Genomic DNA, 18945 nt, shown 5'->3' with positions numbered 1-18945 from the left:
CCTCTTACTTTGCCGACTTGATCCCCGACAGCGTCTTGAAGCAGACATCCCGGGTAATGGTCAGGAACTCATCGATGTACGACGCGTCCGTGTCTTCGCTACGCACCGTCGCGTACAGCGTGCGCCATACGCCTTGCGGGCCCAGCCGGCACAGCCGCAGCCAACCCTGATTCATGTATTCCGTCAGCGCCCAGTTGGGCAGCGCGGCCACGCCGCGGTTGCTGGCTACCAGTTGCGCGATGATGGGAGTGAGTTCCGCGCGGCGGACGGCGGCCGGTTCCACGTCGGCGGGGTCGAGGAAGGCCGTGAAAATGTCCAGGCGCTGCTTGTCCACGGGATAGGTGATGAGCGTCTGGTCGGCCAATTGCTCCGGCATGACGAACTTGCTGCCTGCCAGCGGATTGGATTCCGACACGGCCAGCACCAGCTCGTACTTGAACAGCGGCAGGTATTCCACCGCATCCAGCGGTTGGGGATCTGACGTGATGACCAGGTCCAGGTCGCCGCGCACCAGAGCGGGCAGGGGGGCGAAGGAAAACGCCGCCGACAGGTCCAACGCCACGTCCGGCCATTGCACGCGGAAGGCATCCAGGGCCGGCATCAGCCACTGGAAGCAGGAATGGCAGTCGATGGCCAAATGCAGCCGGCCGGTGCGGCCCGCGGCCAGCCGCTGCAGGTCCCGTTCCGTCGCGCGGATGCGCGGCAGCACGTCATCCGCCAGCGCCAGCACCCGCAGTCCCGCCGTCGTCAGCCGAGCCGGCCGCGTGCGGCGGTTCAGCAACGGCGTGCCCAGCCGGGTTTCCAGGTCGCGCAACTGATGCGACAGGGCCGACTGGGTCAGGTGCAGGCGCTCGGCGGCTTCCTGCAGGCTGCCGCCGTCGCGGATGGCGGAAAGCGTTTCAAGGTGGCGGATTTCAAGCATGGGTGACTGCAGGATTTGGGAATAAGCTCATATTCTATGAGATTTGCTCATTTTATGAATGTAGACATTGATTTTGATTCATTTTGATTTGGCCTCAGAATGGCTGTCACTTGAACAAATTTTGTCTAACGGTGGTGATCCATGACTACGATTCATAATTTGGGGTTCCCCCGCATCGGCGCCCAGCGTGAACTGAAGCGCGCAGTCGAAGCTTATTGGGCCGGCAGGCAAACCGCCGAGGAACTGGAACAGACGGGCCGCGAGCTGCGCGCCAGGCATTGGAAGCTGCAGGCCGCCGCCGGCCTGAAGTTCGTGCCGGTGGGCGACTTCGCCTGGTACGACCAGATCCTGGAATGGAGCACGCTGCTGGGCGCCGTGCCTGCCCGCTTCGGCCAGCACGACAACGAACCCGTCACGCTGGACACGCTGTTCCGCATGGGCCGTGGACGCGCGCCGTCGGGCAAGCCCGCCGCCGCCTGCGAAATGACCAAGTGGTTCGATACCAACTATCACTACATCGTGCCGGAACTGGCGCCGGGCCAGACCTTCCGCATCGCCCGCGAATCGCTGTTCGAACAGGTCCAGGAGGCGCAGGCCCAGGGGTACGCCGTGAAGCCCGTGATCCCTGGCCCGCTGACCTGGCTGTACCAAGGCAAGGGCGACGCCTTTGCCGCCGGCGCCGCCGATGAGGGCAAGCTGCAATTGCTGGCCGCGCTGCTGCCGGTCTACCAGGAAGTGCTGGCGCGCTTCGCCAAGCTGGGCGTGCAGTGGGTGCAGATCGATGAACCCATCCTGGCGCTGGATCTGCCGCAAGCCTGGCGCCGCGCGTTCAAGCAGGCCTACGACCAGCTGTCCTCCAGCCCGGTCAAGCTGTTGGTGGCCACCTACTTCGACGGCCTGAAGGACAACCTGCCGACCGCCCTGGGCCTGCCCGTGGCCGGCCTGCATGTGGATCTGGTCCGCGCACCCGAGCAACTGGCGGAAGTGGTTGCGGGCCTGGGCTCCGGGCAGGTGCTGTCCGCCGGCATCATCAACGGCCGCAACATCTGGCGCACCGACCTGGATTCGGCCATTGCCACGCTGGCCCCGATCAAGCAGCAATTGGGCGACCGCCTGTGGCTGGCGCCGTCGTGCTCGCTGCTGCACGTGCCGGTGGACCTGGCGCATGAAACCGAGCTGGACGCGGAACTCAAGAGCTGGTTGTCGTTTGCCGCGCAGAAGCTCGAAGAACTGAGCCTGCTGGGCCGCGCCCTGGACGGCGCCACGCAAGCGGCCGCGCAGGAAGGCCTGGCCAGGCAGCGCGCCGCGCTCGCCGCCCGCCGCGCTTCGACCCGCATCCACAATCCGGCCGTCGCCCAGCGCATGGCCGGCGCTGCGGCCGTGTCGCGCGATCGCGCGCCGTTTGCCGGCCGCATCGCCCGCCAGCAGGAACAGCTGGGCTTGCCCGCCTACCCGACGACGACCATCGGCTCCTTCCCGCAGACCGCGGAAATCCGCGCCTTGCGCCGCGACTGGAAGTCGGGCGCGTTGACGGACTCGGGCTACGAGACCGCCATCCGCAAGGAGATCGAGGAAGTCATCCGCTTCCAGGAAAAGGTAGGCCTGGACGTGCTGGTGCACGGCGAACCCGAGCGCAACGACATGGTGGAGTACTTCGGCGAGCTGCTGGCCGGCTTCGCCTTCACCAAGAACGGCTGGGTTCAGAGCTATGGCTCGCGCTGCGTCAAGCCGCCCGTCATTTTTGGCGACGTTGCGCGCCCGGCGCCGATGACGGTGGGCTGGTCGTCGTACGCGCAGTCGCTGACCGACAAGCCGGTCAAGGGCATGCTGACCGGGCCGGTCACCATCCTGCAATGGTCGTTCGTGCGCGACGACCAGCCGCGCGAGCAGACCTGCCGCCAATTGGCGCTGGCGCTGCGTGACGAAGTGGTGGACCTGGAAGCCGCCGGCATCAGCGTCATCCAGATTGACGAACCCGCCATCCGCGAAGGCCTGCCGCTGCGCCGCGCCGATTGGCAGGCCTACCTGGACTGGGCCGTGGATTGCTTCCGCCTGTCGACCGCCGGCGTGCGCGACGAAACGCAGATCCACACCCATATGTGCTATTCGGAGTTCAACGACATCATCGAGTCCATCGCCGCCATGGACGCGGACGTGATCACGATCGAAACCTCGCGCTCCAACATGGAGCTGCTCAAGGCGTTCGAGGACTTCCGCTATCCGAACGATATCGGCCCCGGCGTGTACGACATCCATTCGCCGAACGTGCCCGAAGTGGACTGGATGGTCGGCCTGATGCAGAAGGCCGCGGCCCGCCTGCCCAAGGAGCGCCTGTGGGTCAATCCTGACTGCGGCCTGAAGACGCGCGCCTGGCCTGAAACCGAAGCTGCGCTGCTTGGTATGGTGCAGGCGGCCCGAGCCTTGCGCCAGGCGGCCTGAGCAAGCAGCTTGCCCTGACGCCGCCGGGATCCCAAGGGTCCGGCGCCAGCCCTGATCCGTGCATGTCGCGCGCGGAGCAGGGCTTTTTCCTTGCAGCCGCAAGGTCCTTCTGATGGCTGCAAGCCACAGCCTGCGCGCAGCGTGGATGTTTTTTTTCAAACTTGCTTGAACGAAATTTCGCGGCGGGGGTCAATACGCAAAAATCCCATTGCTGGATCCTTGTCGTTCCTATGATTCTCCAAGGCCCCTGTCGGCCCGACCTGCTGCTCGCAGAGACGCTGCCCGACATTCTGGAAGCCACGATCCGCCGGCATCCCGCCGCCGTCGCCATTCATTGGCTGGATCACACTCTCACCTACGACATGCTCGGCCAGCGCGCCGATCTGGCCGCGCATCATCTGATGCAGGCCGGCGTGCGGCCTGGCGATATCGTGGGCCTGTGCCTGCCGCGCGGCGCCGACCTGCTGGTGATGCAGGCGGCCATCGCGAAGGCGGGCGCGGCCTGGCTGCCGTTCGAGTCCGACACGCCGGCGGACCGCATGCTGGTCTGCCTGCAGGACGCGGGCGCTCGCGGGCTGATCGCGGGCGCCGAGGTCCGGCTGGACGGCATGGCCACCTGGACCACCTGGGCCTTGTCGGAGCCGGTCGAAGGCGCTTTGCGCAGGCGGGAAGGGCTGCTGGCCGAGCATCCCGCCTACGTCATCTACACCTCGGGCTCCACCGGCAAGCCCAAGGGCGTGCCTGTCAGCCATGCCAGCATCTGCCACTTCCTGCGCAGCGAAAACGCGGTGCTGGGCGTGCGCCACGAAGACAAGGTCTACCAGGGCTTCTCGGTAGCCTTCGACATGTCGTTCGAAGAGATCTGGATCAGCTATCTGGTCGGCGCGTCCCTGTGGGTGGCGCCCAAGATGCTGACCACGGACCCCGAAGGCCTGCCGGACGCGCTGGTGCGGGAAGGCATTACCGTGTTGCACGCCGTGCCGACCTTGCTGGCGCTGTTCGCGCGCGACGTGCCGGGATTGCGCATCGTCAACCTGGGCGGCGAGGTCTGTCCGGACTTCCTGGTGCCGCGCTGGGCCACGCCCGGCCGGCGCCTGTTCAATACCTACGGCCCCACCGAGACCACGGTGTCCGCCAGCCTGGCCGAACTGCTGCCCGGCCAGCCCGTGACCATAGGCACGCCGCTGCCCAACTACGGCATGCTGGTGCGCGGCGAGGATGGCGCGGTGCTGCCGCAAGGGCAGGTGGGCGAGCTGTGCATCACAGGCCCCGGCGTGGCTGGCGGCTATCTGGGCAGGCCCGAGCTGACGGCCGAGAAATTCCTGGCCAATCCGCGTCCGGCCGGCGATCACGACACGCGCATGTACCGCAGCGGCGACCTGGCGCGCATCGACGAGCACGGGCAGATCCACTGCCTGGGCCGCAGCGACGACCAGGTCAAGGTGCGGGGGTTCCGGGTCGAACTCGGGGAAATCGAGGCCGCGCTTTACCGCCTGCCGGGCGTGGGCGCGGCCGCCGTGGTGCTGCGCGATCTCGCGGGCATCGAGCAGCTGGTGGCTTTCCTCAAGCCCGAGGGCGAGGCGCGGCTGGACCCGCATGGGATGCGCGCCGCGCTGGGCGCGGACCTGCCCGCCTACATGATTCCGGCGCGCTTCGAACTGGTGGCCGATGTTCCCCGTTTGACCTCGGGCAAGATCGACCGCAAGGCGCTGAAGGCGCGCGAACTGGTGGCCGTGTCCGAGCCCGGCGGCGAAGACGACGAACCCGTCACGCCGGGCGAGCGGGCCTTGTTCGACGCCTTGCGTCCGCTGTTCCCGGGACAGCCGCTGCGGCTGGCCAGCGACTTCTTCCGCGACCTGGGCGGCCATTCGCTGCTGGCCGCGCGCCTGGTGTCGTCGCTGCGCAAGCATCCGCATTTTTCCGCGCTGACCATGCACGAGCTTTACCAGCATCCTGTGCTGGCGACGCTTGCGGCCCGGCTGGACGCGCTGGCTTCGGCCGAGAGCGACGCGGCCCAAGCGGCGGGCGTCGCCGGCATTGGCGCCGATCCCGCGCCCGCGCCCGAGTGGCGCCGCTGGACCTGCGGCCTGGCGCAGTTGGCGGCCTTGCCGCTGCTGATCGGCGTACGCATGCTGATCTGGCTGACGCCGTTCTTCACGTATCACTATTGGACGGGCGACGAAGGCGACTCCGTCTGGCGTGCGGTGGTCCTGTCCATCGCCAGCTATCTGGCCTGCAATCTGTTGAGCTTCGGCGTGGCCGTGGCCTGCAAGTGGGGCATTCTTGGCCGGCTCAAGCCCGGCAGCTATCCGATGTACGGCTGGCTGTTCTACCGCTGGTGGCTGGTGGACCGGGTGATGGACATTCCGCCCGCGCATCTGCTTGCGGGATCCCCGTTGCAGGTCTGGTACCTGCGGGCGCTGGGCGCGCGCATCGGCCGCGACGCTGCCATCAGCCGGGTGTCCGTGCGTGCGCCCGATCTGCTGTCGGTGGGCAACGGCGTGAGCATCGGCGCGGCGGTCAACCTGGAGAATTTCTCGGTGCGCGGCGGCGAGTGGGCTGTGGCGCCGATCACGTTGGCGGACAACACCTACATCGGTTCCTATTCGGTGCTGCAAGGCGACGTGGCGATGGGCGAGGGCGCACGGCTGGACGGACTGTCTGCGCTGGCGCAGGGCGCCCGCGTGCCTGCGGGCCAGATCTGGAGCGGGGCGCCAGCGCGCCACGATCCGCAGGCCCGCGCTCCCGAATTGCCGCCGCGGCCGCAACGCCACGGCATCTGGAGCCGGCTCGACTGCATGGCCTATGCGGCCGGCGGTACGCTGATCGCCGCGCTGTTCTTCATGCCGGTGTTCCCGAGCTTTGTGCTGATCGACTGGATCGACGCGCGCTGGCTGGACCTGATGGGCGCGCGAGTGCCCTGGCCTCAAGCTTTCCTGAGCTATCTGCTGCTGGCCTTGCCTGCCAGCGCATTGCTGTTGATGCTGACGGTGCTGGTATCGGCGTTGCTGCGATGGACGCTGTTGCCGCGTCTGGCCAGCGGCCGCTGGCCTGTATACGGCCAGATCTACCTGCGGCGCTGGTTGACGAACCAGATCCAGGAATCGAGCCTGAGCGTGCTGCACGGCCTGTACGCGTCGATCTACGCGGGCAACTGGTATCGCCTGCTGGGCGCGAAGGTCGGGCGCGGCACCGAAATTTCCACCGCCATGGGCGTGGTGCCCGACATGCTGACCCTCGGCCGAGACAGCTTCATCGCCGACGGCGTCATGCTGGGCGACGAGGAAATCGACGCCGGCTGGATGACCTTGCGGCCCACCGTCATCGGCAACCGCAGCTTCGTCGGCAACGGCGCCTATGTGCCGGACGGCTCGGTACTGCCCGACGACGTCCTGATCGGCGTGCAGAGCCGCGCGCCGGCCAATGCCCGCATGGCCAGCGGCCAGACCTGGCTGGGCAATCCGCCGCTGGCGCTGCCGGCGCGCGAACAGACCGCGGGCTTTCCGGCGCACCTGACCTTCCGCCCCAGCCTGGGGCGCAAGATCCTGCGCGGCGGCGTCGAGGGCATGCGCATGGTCCTGCCGCTGGCCGTGGTGATCGCGGTGGGCTATCTGACCGTGATGAAAGTCATCCCCATGGCCGCCCGCGAAGGCTTTGTCTCCGCTTTCGACGAGCTGATGCTGGCCGGCGTGTTGTACGGCGTCGGCGCGTTCCTGTTCCTGGTGGCGCTGAAATGGGCCTTGATCGGCCGCTACAAGCCGCGCGCCGAGCCCATGTGGACGCCGTTCGTCTGGAAGAGCGAAGCGGTCACCAGCCTGTATGAATCCATAGCGGTGCCCAACTTCTTCAACTTCCTGCGGGCCACGCCCTGGCTGCCGCTGGCCCTGCGCTGCATGGGCGCCCGCATCGGCAAGCGCGTCTTCATGGACACCACCGACATCACCGAGTACGACTGCGTGTCGATCGGCGACGACGCGGTGCTGCACGCCTGGTCCGGACCGCAGACCCATCTGTTCGAAGACCGCGTGATGAAGATCGGCATGGTCCGCATCGGCGATGCCGTCAACGTCGGGCCGCGCAGCACCATCCTGTATGACACTCGGGTCGAAGCGGGCGCGCGCCTGGGGCCGCTGACGCTGGTGCTCAAGGGCGAGGCCATTCCGGCGGACCAGGCCTGGATCGGCAGTCCGGCCACGCCTTGGGAGCAGCGGTGACCGGACCCCGGAGGCTGACCGGGGAGGGCGCCCCGGTCGAATTGTGGCTGCTGCACCTGCCTGCCTCCCGCCACAGGCAACGGGAGGCAGCCCGGAATTGGCTGGCCACGGAATTGGCGCGGCGCGATCCGCAAGCCGCGCCCGGCTGGACGGAAACGCCCAAGGGTCCGCAAATGCCCGCAGGCGCGCGCTGGAACAGTTCCTTCTCTTACTATGGCCCCTATATTCTCTGCGGCCTGTCCCGGCTGGGCCTGCCGGGCGTGGACCTGACCGGCTCGCAGGCCTGGGCGGGCGATGCGGACGTGATCCGCCTCTATTGCGGCCCGCAGGCCGCCGCCGAACTGGCCGCCAGTCCGCCGGCCGCCCGGGCGGACGCCTTCGCCCGCGCCTGGAGCGCGCTGGAGGCGCGCCTGAAAGCCTGCCGGCGGGGACTGGAGGAATACTCCCCCGAGCGCGAGCGGCACCTGGCCGCTGCCCGCATCACCTGCCAGCTCCGGCACCAGGGCCTATGGGCGGCAGCCGCACTCTGCGGCGGCGCGTCAGGCGCCAGTCAGGGGGCTTGATCGCAGGCCGCCTGCGCTATACTTTGAAGGTTTTGTTGCCGCGCACCATGCGCAGGCATCTCGCCCCGCAGGCCCCCAGCATGCCCTTGCCACCGCCGGACTATCCTCGCCAACCATTGCACACGCGTTCCATACGCGTGCAGTCGTATGCGCGCGAAGACGGGCACTGGGACCTGGAAGCCGAGCTGATCGACGTCAAGGCGTACGATTTCCCCAAGCGCGACGGCGAGATGTTCAAGGCCGGACAACCCATCCACCACATGCATCTGCGCATCACCATCGACGAGAACTTCTCGATCGTGGCGGCGCAGGCCGTCTATGACGCCGCTCCCTACGGCGAGCATTGCATGGCCATCGAACCGGCTTACACTGATCTGATCGGAATGAACCTGCTCAAGGGGTTCCGCCGGCAGGTCAAGGAGCGGTTCGGGCACGTGGAGGGCTGTACGCACATGACCGAACTGTCGCAGGTGCTACCCACCGCGGCGGTGCAGACCATGGCCAACCGCCGGCGGCAGGAAAACAACCCGAACCGGCGTCCATTCCAACTGGACGGCTGCCACGCGCTAAGCACCAGCGGCCCGGTGGTGGCTGAGCACTATCCCAAGTGGTACACCGGGGGTAGCGCTGAGGCATCGGCCGATTCGTCCTCCGATTCACCTTCTTTTTCTCATACGTCCTGACAGGTAACACATGAAAATCCACGAGTATCAAGGCAAGGAACTGCTGAAGCAATTTGGCGTCCCCGTGCCGCGCGGGATTCCCGCTCTTTCCGTCGACGAGGCCGTGGCTGCCGCTGAAAAGCTGGGTGGACCGGTTTGGGTCGTCAAGGCACAAATTCACGCGGGCGGCCGCGGCAAGGGCGGCGGCGTGAAGCTGGCGCGCTCGCTGGACGACGTCCGCAAGCTGGCCTCGGAAATCCTGGGCATGCAGCTGATCACGCACCAGACCGGCCCGGAAGGCCAGAAGGTCCGCCGCCTGTACATCGAAGACGGCGCCGACATCCAGAAGGAATACTACGTGTCGCTGGTCACCGACCGCGCCACCCAGAAGGTTGCCTTCATCGCCTCCAGCGAAGGCGGCATGGACATCGAGGAAGTGGCCCACTCCACTCCCGAGAAGATCATCACCGAATACATCGACCCGCTGACCGGCCTGTCGGCCGAGCAAGCCACCAAGATCGCCAACGCGATCGGCCTGCCCGCTGACTCCACCGCCCAGGCCGTGGACGTGTTCCAGAAGCTCTACAAGTGCTACATGGACACCGACGCCTCCCTGGTCGAAATCAACCCGCTGAACCGCGACAGCAAGGGCAACATCATCGCCCTGGACGCCAAGTTCAACTTCGACTCCAACGCCCTGTTCCGTCACCCGGAAATCGTCGCCTACCGCGACCTGGACGAAGAAGATCCGGCTGAAATCGAAGCCAGCAAGTTCGACCTGGCCTACATCCAGCTCGACGGCAACATCGGCTGCCTGGTGAACGGCGCCGGCCTGGCCATGGCCACCATGGACACCATCAAGCTGTTCGGCGGCGAGCCGGCCAACTTCCTGGACGTCGGCGGCGGCGCCACGGCCGAGAAGGTCACGGAAGCCTTCAAGATCATGCTCAAGAACAAGGGCGTGAAGGCCATCCTGGTCAACATCTTCGGCGGCATCATGCGCTGCGACGTCATCGCCGAAGGCGTGATCGCTGCTTGCAAGGCCGTCAACCTGAACGTGCCGCTGGTCGTCCGCATGAAGGGCACCAACGAAGAACTCGGCAAGAAGATGCTGGCTGACTCCGGTCTGCCGATCATCAGCGCCGACACGATGGCCGAAGCCGCCACCCGCGTCGTAGCCGCCGTCAAGTAAAGAAAAATCCAAGGATTCACAAATGTCGATTCTGATCAACAAGGACACCAAGGTCATCACCCAGGGCATCACGGGCAAGACGGGCCAGTTCCACACCCGCATGTGCCGTGAGTACGCCAATGGCAAGGCCGCTTTCGTGGCCGGCGTGAACCCCAAGAAGGCGGGTGAAGACTTCGAAGGCGTGCCGATCTTCGCTTCGGTGAAGGACGCCAAGGCTGACACCGGCGCCACCGTGTCCGTCATTTACGTGCCGCCCGCGGGCGCCGCTGCCGCCATCTGGGAAGCCGTCGAGGCCGAACTGGATCTGGTGATCTGCATCACCGAAGGCATCCCGGTCCGTGACATGCTGGAAGTCAAGAACCGCATGAAGGCCAAGGGCAGCAAGACCCTGCTGCTGGGCCCGAACTGCCCGGGTCTGATCACCCCCGACGAAATCAAGATCGGCATCATGCCCGGTCACATCCACCGCAAGGGCCGCATCGGCATCGTCAGCCGTTCGGGCACCCTGACGTACGAAGCCGTGGCGCAAGTCACCGAGCTGGGCCTGGGTCAATCCAGCGCCGTCGGCATCGGTGGCGACCCCATCAACGGCCTGAAGCACGTCGACGTGCTGAAGATGTTCAATGACGATCCCGACACCGACGCCGTCATCATGATCGGCGAAATCGGCGGACCCGACGAAGTCAACGCTGCCGAGTGGGCCAAGGACAACATGAAGAAGCCGGTCGTCGGCTTCATCGCTGGTGTCACCGCTCCTCCCGGAAAGCGCATGGGCCACGCCGGCGCGCTGATCTCCGGCGGCGCCGACACTGCCGACGCCAAGCTGGAAGTCATGGAAGCCTGCGGCATCCGCACCACGCGCAACCCGTCCGAAATGGGCAAGCTGCTCAAGTCGGTGCTGTAAAAAGCGCCTGGCCGCGCGTCCGGACGCTGCTTGCGTCCGGCGCCCGCGGCCTGCTGGCGGAAGTCCCGCTTCCGGCGTCAAACCCCTGGCTCCCGGCAACTGGCATCCGCCAATCGAAGCCCGCTCCGGCGGGCTTTTTTTCGTCTTTTTTTCCGTAATCCTAGGGAAATCCCGCGTCCACGTCGCGGCCTGGCAAACATACGGAAAGCTGAACGAAACTATAATGAAAGAAATTCTGCACGTACCCAGCAAGAATGCCGTCGGGCTCGCACCAAGACGGCCAGTACGTTTTTTTTCGTCTTATTTCACCCATTCATTTGGTTTGTCCTAGGGGGATCACACCTAGGAAAGAGAGGCATGGAACTCAGTTCAGCGGCATTCTGGATAGCATTGCTCCAGATCATTTGGGTCAACATTCTGCTATCGGGCGACAACGCCGTGGTTATTGCGCTGGCGGCGCGTTCGCTGCCTCCGGCCCAACAGAAAAAAGCGATCGTGGTCGGCTCCGCCGCGGCGATCATCATGCGTATCGTGCTGACGCTGGTAGCGGCCAAGCTGCTCCTGCTGCCCTGGCTCAAGCTCATCGGCGCGCTGCTCCTGGTCTATATCGGCGTGACGCTGCTGTTGCCCGAGGGCGAGGAAGACGGAGCCGGCAAGACGCAAGGCAATCTGCTGACCGCAATCCGCACTATCATGATTGCCGACCTGGTCATGAGCCTGGACAATGTGGTGGCCGTTGCCGCCGCCGCCATGGGCGACACGACCTTGCTGGTGTTGGGTCTGGCCATCAGTATTCCGCTGGTCATCTTTGGCAGTACGCTGCTCCTGAAGGTCATCGAGCGCTTCCCGGTCATCGTCTGGGTGGGGGCGGCGCTGCTGGGTTTCATCGCGGGCGAACTGCTGGTGGGCGATCCGGCCTTGCAGGAACCGGTGGCGCGCATCGACGCTGCCCTGGGCGTGACGCAGCACAGTTTTGCGCTGATGACAGGCGCGTTGGGCGCGGTGCTGGTGCTGGCTATCGGCAAAGTTTTGCTGATGCGCCAGAAAGCTGACTGAAAGCTGAATTATACTAATACGTTGTACTGAATAAGCCCGCCGCGTCGCGCGCGGCGGGCTTTGCCGGACCGGGACCGGCCACTCTTTTCATAAATGCCTTCGGGGGTTCATAGTGCTTGAGTTTTTCCAGACGCTGAGTTGGACAGCGGTATTCCAGATCATCCTCATCGACATCCTGCTCGGCGGCGACAACGCCGTCGTGATCGCGTTGGCCTGCCGCAATCTGGCGCCCAAGCAGCGCATGCAAGGCATTCTGTGGGGTACCGCGGGCGCCATCATCCTGCGCGTGGTCCTGATCGCCTTCGCCCTGACGCTGTTGTCGATCCCCTTCCTGAAGGTCGTGGGCGGGCTGCTGCTGGTCTGGATCGGCGTCAAGCTGCTGATTCCCGAGGACGATGCCCATGGCAACATCAAGGGCGGCACATCCATCGCCGCCGCGATCAAGACCATCATCATCGCCGACTTCGTGATGAGCCTGGACAACGTGATCGCCATTGCCGGCGCGGCCCAGAACGCCCACGCCGACCACCAGATCGGCCTGGTCGCCTTCGGCCTGATCGTCAGCGTGCCCATCATCATCTGGGGCAGCACCCTGGTGCTCAAGCTCATCGATCGCTATCCGCTGGTCGTCACCTTCGGCGCGGCCTTGCTGGGCTGGATCGCCGGCGGCATGCTGATCACCGACGTGGTTGTCGAGCGTCAATTCGGCGTGCAGCCCACTGCGGTTAAAATCGGCGCAGAAATCATTGGCGCCTTGCTCGTTGTTGTCCTTGGACGGTGGCTGGCAAGCCGCAAAACCGCTTCCAAGGAATCAGCACATGAGTCTGCGTAGATCCACCGATCCCCAGCAATCCGAATCGGGCCTGAGCCTCCTTCAGGGCCTTTTCGTGCTGGCCATCCTCGGGGTGGTCGCGACGGTCATCGTCTCCAATTTCGTTTGATGCCGTCTCGTGTCTCTACCGCAACGCCTGGTCATCGCGACCCGCGCCAGCCGGCTTGCCCTGTGGCAAGCCGAGCATGTGCGCGACCGGCTGCGCACGCTGTACCCGGCGTGCGCGGTTGAGCTACTCACCCTGACGACCCGAGGCGATCAGATCCTCGACCGCACGCTCTCCAAGGTGGGCGGCAAGGGTCTCTTCGTCAAGGAACTCGAAAACGCGCTGCTCGACGGCCGCGCCGATCTGGCCGTGCACTCCTTGAAGGACGTGCCGGTCGATCTGCAGGCGCCGTTCGAGCTTTGCGCTGTCCTCGATCGCGCGGATCCGCGCGATGCCTTCGTCTCCAATACCCATGGCTCGCTGGCCGACCTGCCCGCGGGCGCCGTCGTCGGCACGTCCAGCCTGCGCCGCGAATCCCAGATCCGTGCGCGCTATCCCGAGCTGGTCGTGAAGCCGCTGCGCGGCAATCTCGATACGCGCCTGGGCAAGCTGGACAAGGGCGAATATGACGCCATCGTGCTGGCCGCTGCCGGCCTGGAGCGGCTGGGCCTGGGCTCGCGCATCCGCAGCCTGCTCGAACCGGAAGACAGCCTGCCGGCGGCCGGGCAGGGCGCCTTGGGCATCGAGATCCGCGACGACCGCGACGACATGCGCGCCTGGCTGGCCCCCTTGGTCAGCGCCGACACCACGTCCTGTGTGGTGGCCGAGCGCGCCGTGTCCCGCAAGCTGGGCGGATCCTGCCAGGTGCCCCTGGCGGCGTACGCTGAAATTGCCGGCGGCACCTTGTCGTTGCGCGCCTTGGTGGCGTCGCCCGACGGCGTGCGCATGGTCCATACGGCCCGCAGCGGTCCGGTGGCCGAGGCCCAGGCCATCGGCGAGGCCGCGGCGCAGGCGCTGCTGGACGCAGGCGCCCAGGACATCCTGCGCGAACTGCTGCAAGACCCGCCCAGGGCCGACTGATGGTCATGGCGTCCGCAGCCGCCGAACCGCCGCGGGTCGCCATCCTGACGCGGCCCGACGGCCGCAACGAGGCCCTGGCAGGCCGCCTGCAGAGCGCCGGCTGGACGCCCTGCATTCTTCCCGCCCTGGAAATCCAGGTTTTGCCGGCCGCGACCGGCGGGCCGCCGCGTCCGTCCGACTACGACATGGTCGTGTTCGTCAGCGGCAATGCGGCCAAGCTGTACCTGGAACAATGGGCGCAGGCGGACGGGCCGGCTCCCTGGCCGGCGGGCGTCATCGCCGCCACAGTCGGGCCGGCCAGTGCGCAGGTCTTGCGCCTGTCCCCCTGCTTTGGCGCGAATACAACAGTTTTGCATCCCCCTGAAAGCGCGCCCAGCCACGATTCCGAGGCGCTCTGGGCGGTTTTGCTGGGGCTGCCGCAAATGCCCGCGCGCGTGCTGCTGGTGCGCGGCACGCAGGGCCGCGACTGGCTTGGTGACAAGCTCGAGGCGCACGGCGCGGCCGTGACGCGCCATGCTGCCTACCTGCGGCGCCCCGCGAGCTGGGGCGCCGATCAGGTCGCCAGCCTGCGGCGCTGGGCGGACGCGGGCATTCCGGCCACTTGGCTGATCACCAGCGGCGAGGGCGCGGATGCGTTGCGGGCGGGCCTGGAGGCGGCTGGCCTGGCGGACTGGTGGGCGCGGTGCAGCTTTGTGCTGACGCATCCCTCCCTGGAGCGCCGGCTGCCACAGCCCTGTCATGAAGGCGGGGCGCGGCCGATGGTAAAAATCTGCTTGCCCAACGACGAGTCGATATTCCAGGCTTTTGTTGCTGCTTGATTCGTTGCATCGGACTGACACCGAATACAATCGCGTCATGACAGACAAGACTCCCGCTACCGATCCGGTCGTTCCGACGGCCGCCCCGGGTGCAAGCGCGCCCGCGTCGGCCCCGGCCGATTCCGTCAAGGCCCGCCCGGCCAAGCGCCGCAGTGGCCCGCTGGTCCCCGCCCTCATCATCCTGATCCTGTTGGCCGCCGGCCTGGGTTACGCCCTCTGGATGCAGCGCACCCAGTTCGTGTCCGCCGGCCGCGAGGTCGCCACGCGCCTCGAAACGCTGACCACCGATCTGGCGCAAGCCCGCAAGGACACCCGCGAGGCCCTGGCCCTGGCCCAAGCCCAGGCCGGCCGCGTCGGCGAACTTGAAGACACCGTGCGCGAAACCCAAAGCCAGTACAACGCCTTGCAGCTGGCTTGGCAGAACTTCAACGACAGCGCCAGCGACGAACTGCTTGCCAACGACGTCGAGCGCCTGTTGACCATTGCCAACCAGCAACTGCGCCTGGCCGGTAATGTCTCCAACGCGATCGTGGCGCTGGAAACGGCGCAATCGCGCCTGGCGCGCGCCGACCGCCCGCGTTTCTCCAGCCTGCAGCAAGCCATCAACGGCGACCTGGACCGCTTGCGCGCCGTGTCCACCGTGGATATCCCTGCCCAGTCGGCCCGCATCGACCGCCTCGTGGCGCTGATCGGCAAGGCGCCGCTGCTGGTGCCGGACGCCGCCGCCCCGGGTGTGGCGCCTGCCGGCGAAGCCGCGCCGGCGGCCGCACCCGCCCCCGCGGTCGATCCGCTGGCGGGCTTGCCGGCCGACGCGCCCTGGTGGCAGCGCTGGCGCGCCGAGATGGCCTCCTGGCCCGGCCGCGCCGGCTCCGCGCTGGCGCATGAACTGGGCGGCCTGATCACGATCCAGCGCGTGGACGAGCCGGCTGCCTTGCTGCTGTCGCCCGACCAGGCCGACCAGGTGCGCGGCACGCTGCGCCAACGCCTGCTGACGGCGCAACTGGCCATGCTGATGCGCCAGCCCGCCGTCTGGAAGAGCGAACTCGACAACGTCGGCGTCACGCTCGCCAAGTATTTCGACGGCCGGTCCCCCGACACCGTCGCGGCCCAGACCCTGGCACGCGAACTGGCGCAGACCGACATTGCCGTGCGCATGCCGGAAGTGGCCGACAGCCTGAACGCCGTGGCCGCGCTGCGCGCCGCGGGCTTCAAGACCAGCGGACAGGACTGAGGCTTATGCGTACCTGGTTCTGGACACTGCTGCTCGCCGTCGTCGCCGTCGCCCTGGCGGTGGTGCTGCGTTCGCACTCCGGCAACGTGCTGTTGCTGGTCTGGCCGTGGCGCATCAGCATGTCGCTGACGTTGGCGGTCCTGCTGATCGTCGCGGCCTTCATCGTGCTGTACGTGGGCCTGCGCCTGCTGGCGTGGCTGCTGGCCATTCCCGACCGCGTGCGGGCCTGGCGCGGCAAGCGCGCCCAGGCGCGCGACCACGAATTGCTGGAACGCGGCTGGATCGGCCTGCTGGAAGGGCGTTACACCACCGCCGAAAAAGACCTGACCAAGCTGCTGGATCAGACCAAGGTCCAGACGCGCCGCGTGCTGGCGGCCTTGTCCGCCGCCCGCGCCACGCATGGCCTGGGCGAGTTCGACCGCCGCGACCGCCTGCTGGCGATCGCGCAGGAGCAAGCCGGCACGGATGCCGGCCTGATCGAAGCCACTGCCACCGTGTCGGCCGACATGCTGCTGGACCAGGGCCGCGCCGAGCGCGCGCTGGCCGTGCTGGAGCCGCTGGCCGACGGCGGCGCGCGCCATCTGCACACCATGCGCCTGCTGCTGCGTGCGCACACCGCCCTGCATCATGACGAGCAGGTGTTCACGCTGGCGCGGGGCCTGGTGCGCCGCAATGCGCTGGCCCGTTCCGAAGCCGATCAATTGATCGACGCTTCGGGCGCGGCGCGGTTGCGCGCCGCCGCCGCAGGTGGCAGCGACGCCTGGCGCGCCATCTGGAAGGATCTCAAGGCCGAGGAGCGCCTCCTGCCGGAAATCGCGCTGGCGGGCGCGGCGGCGTTCGAGGCCGCCGGCGAAGCCAGCGAGGCCGCACGCGTGCTGGAAGCCGCAGTCGCCGTGAAGTTCAATCCCGCCCTGGTGGCGGCCTACGCCCGCTGCGAGGCCGAGCAGGTGTCGCGCCGGCTGGCCCGTGCCGAAACCTGGCTGCAACAGCGTCCCACCGATCCGGACCTGCTTACCGCGCTGGGCATGCTGTGCCTGAACGGCCAGCTCTGGGGCCAGGCCGAACGCTATCTGTTGCGCAGCCTGAGCCGCCGCAGCGATGCGCAGACGCATGCGCTGCTGGGCAGCCTGTACGACCGCCTGGACCGTCCCGCCGACGCAGTGCGCCACTGGCGCCTGGCAACGGCGGCCAGCATGGCGCTGCCGGTGCTGGCGGCGGATGCCGCCTTGCCGGCCGCGGACACCGGTTCGGATCCTTACCGCGTGGACGCCGAAGGCGGCTATGCGGTGGGCCTGTCCGACGTCGACAGCGACACCGAACTTGGCGGCGATTACCCCGCGCTGCCGCCGGCCGTGGCGGCGTCGGCCTCCGACTACGTGCTGGATCCGGACGCCCGCGAGAACAAAGAACAGCGCGAGCGTGCGCTGGCTCCCGAGGATGCCCCGCTGGCCGGCGGCGGCACCTCCGACATCGACGAGTACTTCGACAGCGCCCCCATCCCGGCGGCGGCTTTCGATGATCCCGTGCCCACGTACGCTCCGGCTACGCCCGCCGGGTCCAAGCCCGCGCCTGCCGCCGCGCCCGTGCCGGCTACCAAGCCGCCGTTCAAGGACGACGGCTCGATTTGAACAATCCTTCAGACACACAACAAGGTTGAATCATGAGTCTTGATCGCGTCTCCCCTGGCAAGAAGCTGCCGGAAGACTTCAACGTCATCATCGAAATCCCCATGAACGCCGACCCGGTGAAGTACGAGGTCGACAAGGACACGGGCGCGATTTTCGTTGACCGCTTCATGCTGACTGCCATGCACTATCCGTGCAACTACGGCTACATCCCGCAAACCCTGTCCGAAGACGGCGACCCCGCCGACGTGCTGGTGCTGACCCCGTTCCCGATCCAGATCGGCGCGGTCGTGCGCTGCCGCGCCATCGGCGTGCTGGAAATGGACGACGAGTCGGGCGGCGACGCCAAGCTGTTGGCCGTGCCGATCGAAAAGCTGTACCCCCCGTACCGCAACATCAAGTCCTACGAAGATCTGCCGGCGGAAGACATCTCCCGCATCCAGCATTTCTTCGAGCACTACAAGGACCTGGAAAAGGGCAAGTGGGTCAAGGTCAAGGGCTGGAAGGGCCTGGACGCCGCGCACGAGGAAATCGTCCGCAGCGCCGAGCGCTACAACAAGGCCTGATTACGGCTTCCTGGATTTGGCCGGCGCAGCGCCGCCGGCTGACGTCTTGATGCGGCGCGGCCGCGACGGCATGATGCCGATCGCCGCCGCGCCGTTGCTTTGCGGAGCCTGCAGATTGCGCGACACCTGCGCGGCCGCGATCTGGATGCGCGCCTGCAGTACCTCCAGCCGCTCGGCCGAGGTGCGCGCTTCCGCGGCGATGAACACCAGGCTGCCCACGACTTTCTGTTCGGCGCTGAAGATGGCCGAGCCTATGCCTATCAGCCCAGGGTCGACCTCGCCGTGCGACACGTAGACGCCGGCTGCGCGCAGGCGCTTGAGGTTGGCGCGGAATTCGTCCCAATCCTCCCCCAGCCCGGCTTCGCGGATTTCCGCGGCGTGCCACAGCATCAGGTTGCGCAGCTGGTACGGCGGCAGGTTGGCCAGGATGGGCTTGGCGGTGGCGCCATGGAACATGGTGTAGGGACGGCCGCGCGCGTAGCTCGATTCGATGGAATCATCGGTCCAGTAGCGGTCCACGCACATGACCTTGTCGCCGTAGTAGTTGCACAGCATCAGGTTGGCGTGCAGCTCGTCGCCGGTGGCCCGCATGACCTCGCGCGCCGCGCGCATCAGCGGATCGTGCTGGCGAAGATGGCGGTCCAGCTCGATGATGCGCGACCCCAGCACGTAGGCGCCGCCCGAGGTGGGTGCCAGCAGCCCGCTTTCGGTCAGCGACTTGAGGTAGCGGTAAGCCGTGGCGCGCGAGCAGTCCAGATGCGCCATGACGTCTTCCTGGAACGCGGCGGTGGTGTCGTCGCGAAAGAGGTCGAGGATGGACAACATGCGGTCTGGAGTGCTCATTGCGGGAGGGCG

At 66.9% G+C, this 18945-nt stretch carries 16 protein-coding genes; 14 read left to right on the top strand and 2 right to left on the bottom strand.

What is annotated here, in order from left to right:
* Positions 1–4: 4 nt before the first annotated feature.
* Positions 5–922 (bottom strand): LysR family transcriptional regulator, encoded by a 918-nt coding sequence (locus tag HV766_RS19310; RefSeq protein ID WP_175181701.1) that lies wholly within the window; start codon positions 920–922, stop codon positions 5–7.
* A 141-nt stretch (positions 923–1063) separates the two neighbouring features.
* Between HV766_RS19310 and metE the strand changes: the two genes are divergently transcribed.
* The 14 genes from metE (at position 1064) to ppa (ending at position 18090) form a co-directional block, all read left to right on the top strand.
* Positions 1064–3361 (top strand): 5-methyltetrahydropteroyltriglutamate--homocysteine S-methyltransferase, encoded by a 2298-nt coding sequence (gene metE, locus HV766_RS19305; RefSeq protein ID WP_175181700.1) that lies wholly within the window; start codon positions 1064–1066, stop codon positions 3359–3361.
* A 230-nt stretch (positions 3362–3591) separates the two neighbouring features.
* Positions 3592–7575 (top strand): Pls/PosA family non-ribosomal peptide synthetase, encoded by a 3984-nt coding sequence (locus HV766_RS19300; protein WP_175181699.1) that lies wholly within the window; start codon positions 3592–3594, stop codon positions 7573–7575.
* Positions 7572–8138, top strand: a complete 567-nt coding sequence (locus HV766_RS19295) for a 4'-phosphopantetheinyl transferase superfamily protein (RefSeq protein ID WP_175181698.1) — start codon at positions 7572–7574, stop codon at positions 8136–8138. Before HV766_RS19300 ends, HV766_RS19295 begins: the two co-directional genes overlap by 4 nt.
* A gap of 80 nt (positions 8139–8218) precedes the next feature.
* Entirely contained in the window at positions 8219–8821 is a 603-nt protein-coding gene (locus HV766_RS19290) for a DUF2889 domain-containing protein (RefSeq protein WP_054451331.1), read from the top strand.
* A 10-nt stretch (positions 8822–8831) separates the two neighbouring features.
* The gene (gene sucC, locus HV766_RS19285; protein WP_054451059.1) at positions 8832–9992 is read left to right on the top strand and encodes an ADP-forming succinate--CoA ligase subunit beta; all 1161 of its coding nucleotides are present in this window, start codon (positions 8832–8834) and stop codon (positions 9990–9992) included.
* 22 nt (positions 9993–10014) lie between these two features.
* The gene (gene sucD / locus HV766_RS19280; RefSeq protein ID WP_013392545.1) at positions 10015–10896 is read left to right on the top strand and encodes a succinate--CoA ligase subunit alpha; all 882 of its coding nucleotides are present in this window, start codon (positions 10015–10017) and stop codon (positions 10894–10896) included.
* A gap of 357 nt (positions 10897–11253) precedes the next feature.
* A complete protein-coding gene (locus HV766_RS19275) occupies positions 11254–11952 on the top strand; it encodes a TerC family protein (protein ID WP_054451060.1) in 699 nt (232 codons plus the stop codon).
* A 112-nt stretch (positions 11953–12064) separates the two neighbouring features.
* Positions 12065–12784 carry a TerC family protein gene (locus tag HV766_RS19270; protein WP_054451061.1) on the top strand — a complete coding sequence of 240 codons (720 nt, stop codon included), beginning with the start codon at positions 12065–12067 and terminating at the stop codon, positions 12782–12784.
* On the top strand, positions 12771–12893 hold the full coding sequence (locus HV766_RS30305) for a hypothetical protein (RefSeq protein ID WP_042792647.1): 123 nt from the start codon (positions 12771–12773) through the stop codon (positions 12891–12893). Before HV766_RS19270 ends, HV766_RS30305 begins: the two co-directional genes overlap by 14 nt.
* 9 nt (positions 12894–12902) lie before the next feature.
* On the top strand, positions 12903–13850 hold the full coding sequence (hemC, locus tag HV766_RS19265) for a hydroxymethylbilane synthase (protein ID WP_119450542.1): 948 nt from the start codon (positions 12903–12905) through the stop codon (positions 13848–13850).
* A complete protein-coding gene (locus HV766_RS19260; RefSeq protein ID WP_175181697.1) occupies positions 13850–14668 on the top strand; it encodes a uroporphyrinogen-III synthase in 819 nt (272 codons plus the stop codon). Before hemC ends, HV766_RS19260 begins: the two co-directional genes overlap by 1 nt.
* A 37-nt stretch (positions 14669–14705) precedes the next feature.
* Positions 14706–15899 carry a uroporphyrinogen-III C-methyltransferase gene (locus tag HV766_RS19255; protein WP_054451064.1) on the top strand — a complete coding sequence of 398 codons (1194 nt, stop codon included), beginning with the start codon at positions 14706–14708 and terminating at the stop codon, positions 15897–15899.
* Between the two features lie 5 nt (positions 15900–15904).
* Positions 15905–17527 carry a heme biosynthesis HemY N-terminal domain-containing protein gene (locus HV766_RS19250; RefSeq protein WP_119450539.1) on the top strand — a complete coding sequence of 541 codons (1623 nt, stop codon included), beginning with the start codon at positions 15905–15907 and terminating at the stop codon, positions 17525–17527.
* Between the two features lie 32 nt (positions 17528–17559).
* Positions 17560–18090: an inorganic diphosphatase gene (gene ppa / locus HV766_RS19245; protein ID WP_013392552.1), complete on the top strand. Its 531-nt coding sequence runs from the start codon at positions 17560–17562 to the stop codon at positions 18088–18090.
* Here the strand turns inward: ppa and HV766_RS19240 are convergent, their stop codons facing one another.
* Positions 18091–18933 (bottom strand): IclR family transcriptional regulator, encoded by an 843-nt coding sequence (locus HV766_RS19240; protein WP_054451066.1) that lies wholly within the window; start codon positions 18931–18933, stop codon positions 18091–18093. It abuts the gene before it with no gap.
* Positions 18934–18945: the final 12 nt, after the last annotated feature.

This window comes from Achromobacter aegrifaciens, assembly GCF_902859735.1.
Taxonomy (GTDB): Bacteria; Pseudomonadota; Gammaproteobacteria; order Burkholderiales; family Burkholderiaceae_B; genus Achromobacter; species Achromobacter aegrifaciens.
The sequence above is the reverse complement of the archived record's forward strand: the minus strand, read 5'-3'. Positions and strand labels throughout refer to the sequence as shown.

Coding starts and splice junctions, on each gene's coding strand:
- HV766_RS19275 (WP_054451060.1), top strand. CDS start 11,254: ATGGAACTCAGTTCAGCGGCATTCTGGATAGCATTGCTCCAGATCATT.
- sucD (WP_013392545.1), top strand. CDS start 10,015: ATGTCGATTCTGATCAACAAGGACACCAAGGTCATCACCCAGGGCATC.
- HV766_RS19255 (WP_054451064.1), top strand. CDS start 14,706: ATGACAGACAAGACTCCCGCTACCGATCCGGTCGTTCCGACGGCCGCC.
- HV766_RS19240 (WP_054451066.1), bottom strand. CDS start 18,933: ATGAGCACTCCAGACCGCATGTTGTCCATCCTCGACCTCTTTCGCGAC.
- HV766_RS30305 (WP_042792647.1), top strand. CDS start 12,771: ATGAGTCTGCGTAGATCCACCGATCCCCAGCAATCCGAATCGGGCCTG.
- metE (WP_175181700.1), top strand. CDS start 1,064: ATGACTACGATTCATAATTTGGGGTTCCCCCGCATCGGCGCCCAGCGT.
- HV766_RS19260 (WP_175181697.1), top strand. CDS start 13,850: ATGGTCATGGCGTCCGCAGCCGCCGAACCGCCGCGGGTCGCCATCCTG.
- ppa (WP_013392552.1), top strand. CDS start 17,560: ATGAGTCTTGATCGCGTCTCCCCTGGCAAGAAGCTGCCGGAAGACTTC.
- HV766_RS19250 (WP_119450539.1), top strand. CDS start 15,905: ATGCGTACCTGGTTCTGGACACTGCTGCTCGCCGTCGTCGCCGTCGCC.
- HV766_RS19290 (WP_054451331.1), top strand. CDS start 8,219: ATGCCCTTGCCACCGCCGGACTATCCTCGCCAACCATTGCACACGCGT.
- HV766_RS19310 (WP_175181701.1), bottom strand. CDS start 922: ATGCTTGAAATCCGCCACCTTGAAACGCTTTCCGCCATCCGCGACGGC.
- HV766_RS19300 (WP_175181699.1), top strand. CDS start 3,592: ATGATTCTCCAAGGCCCCTGTCGGCCCGACCTGCTGCTCGCAGAGACG.
- sucC (WP_054451059.1), top strand. CDS start 8,832: ATGAAAATCCACGAGTATCAAGGCAAGGAACTGCTGAAGCAATTTGGC.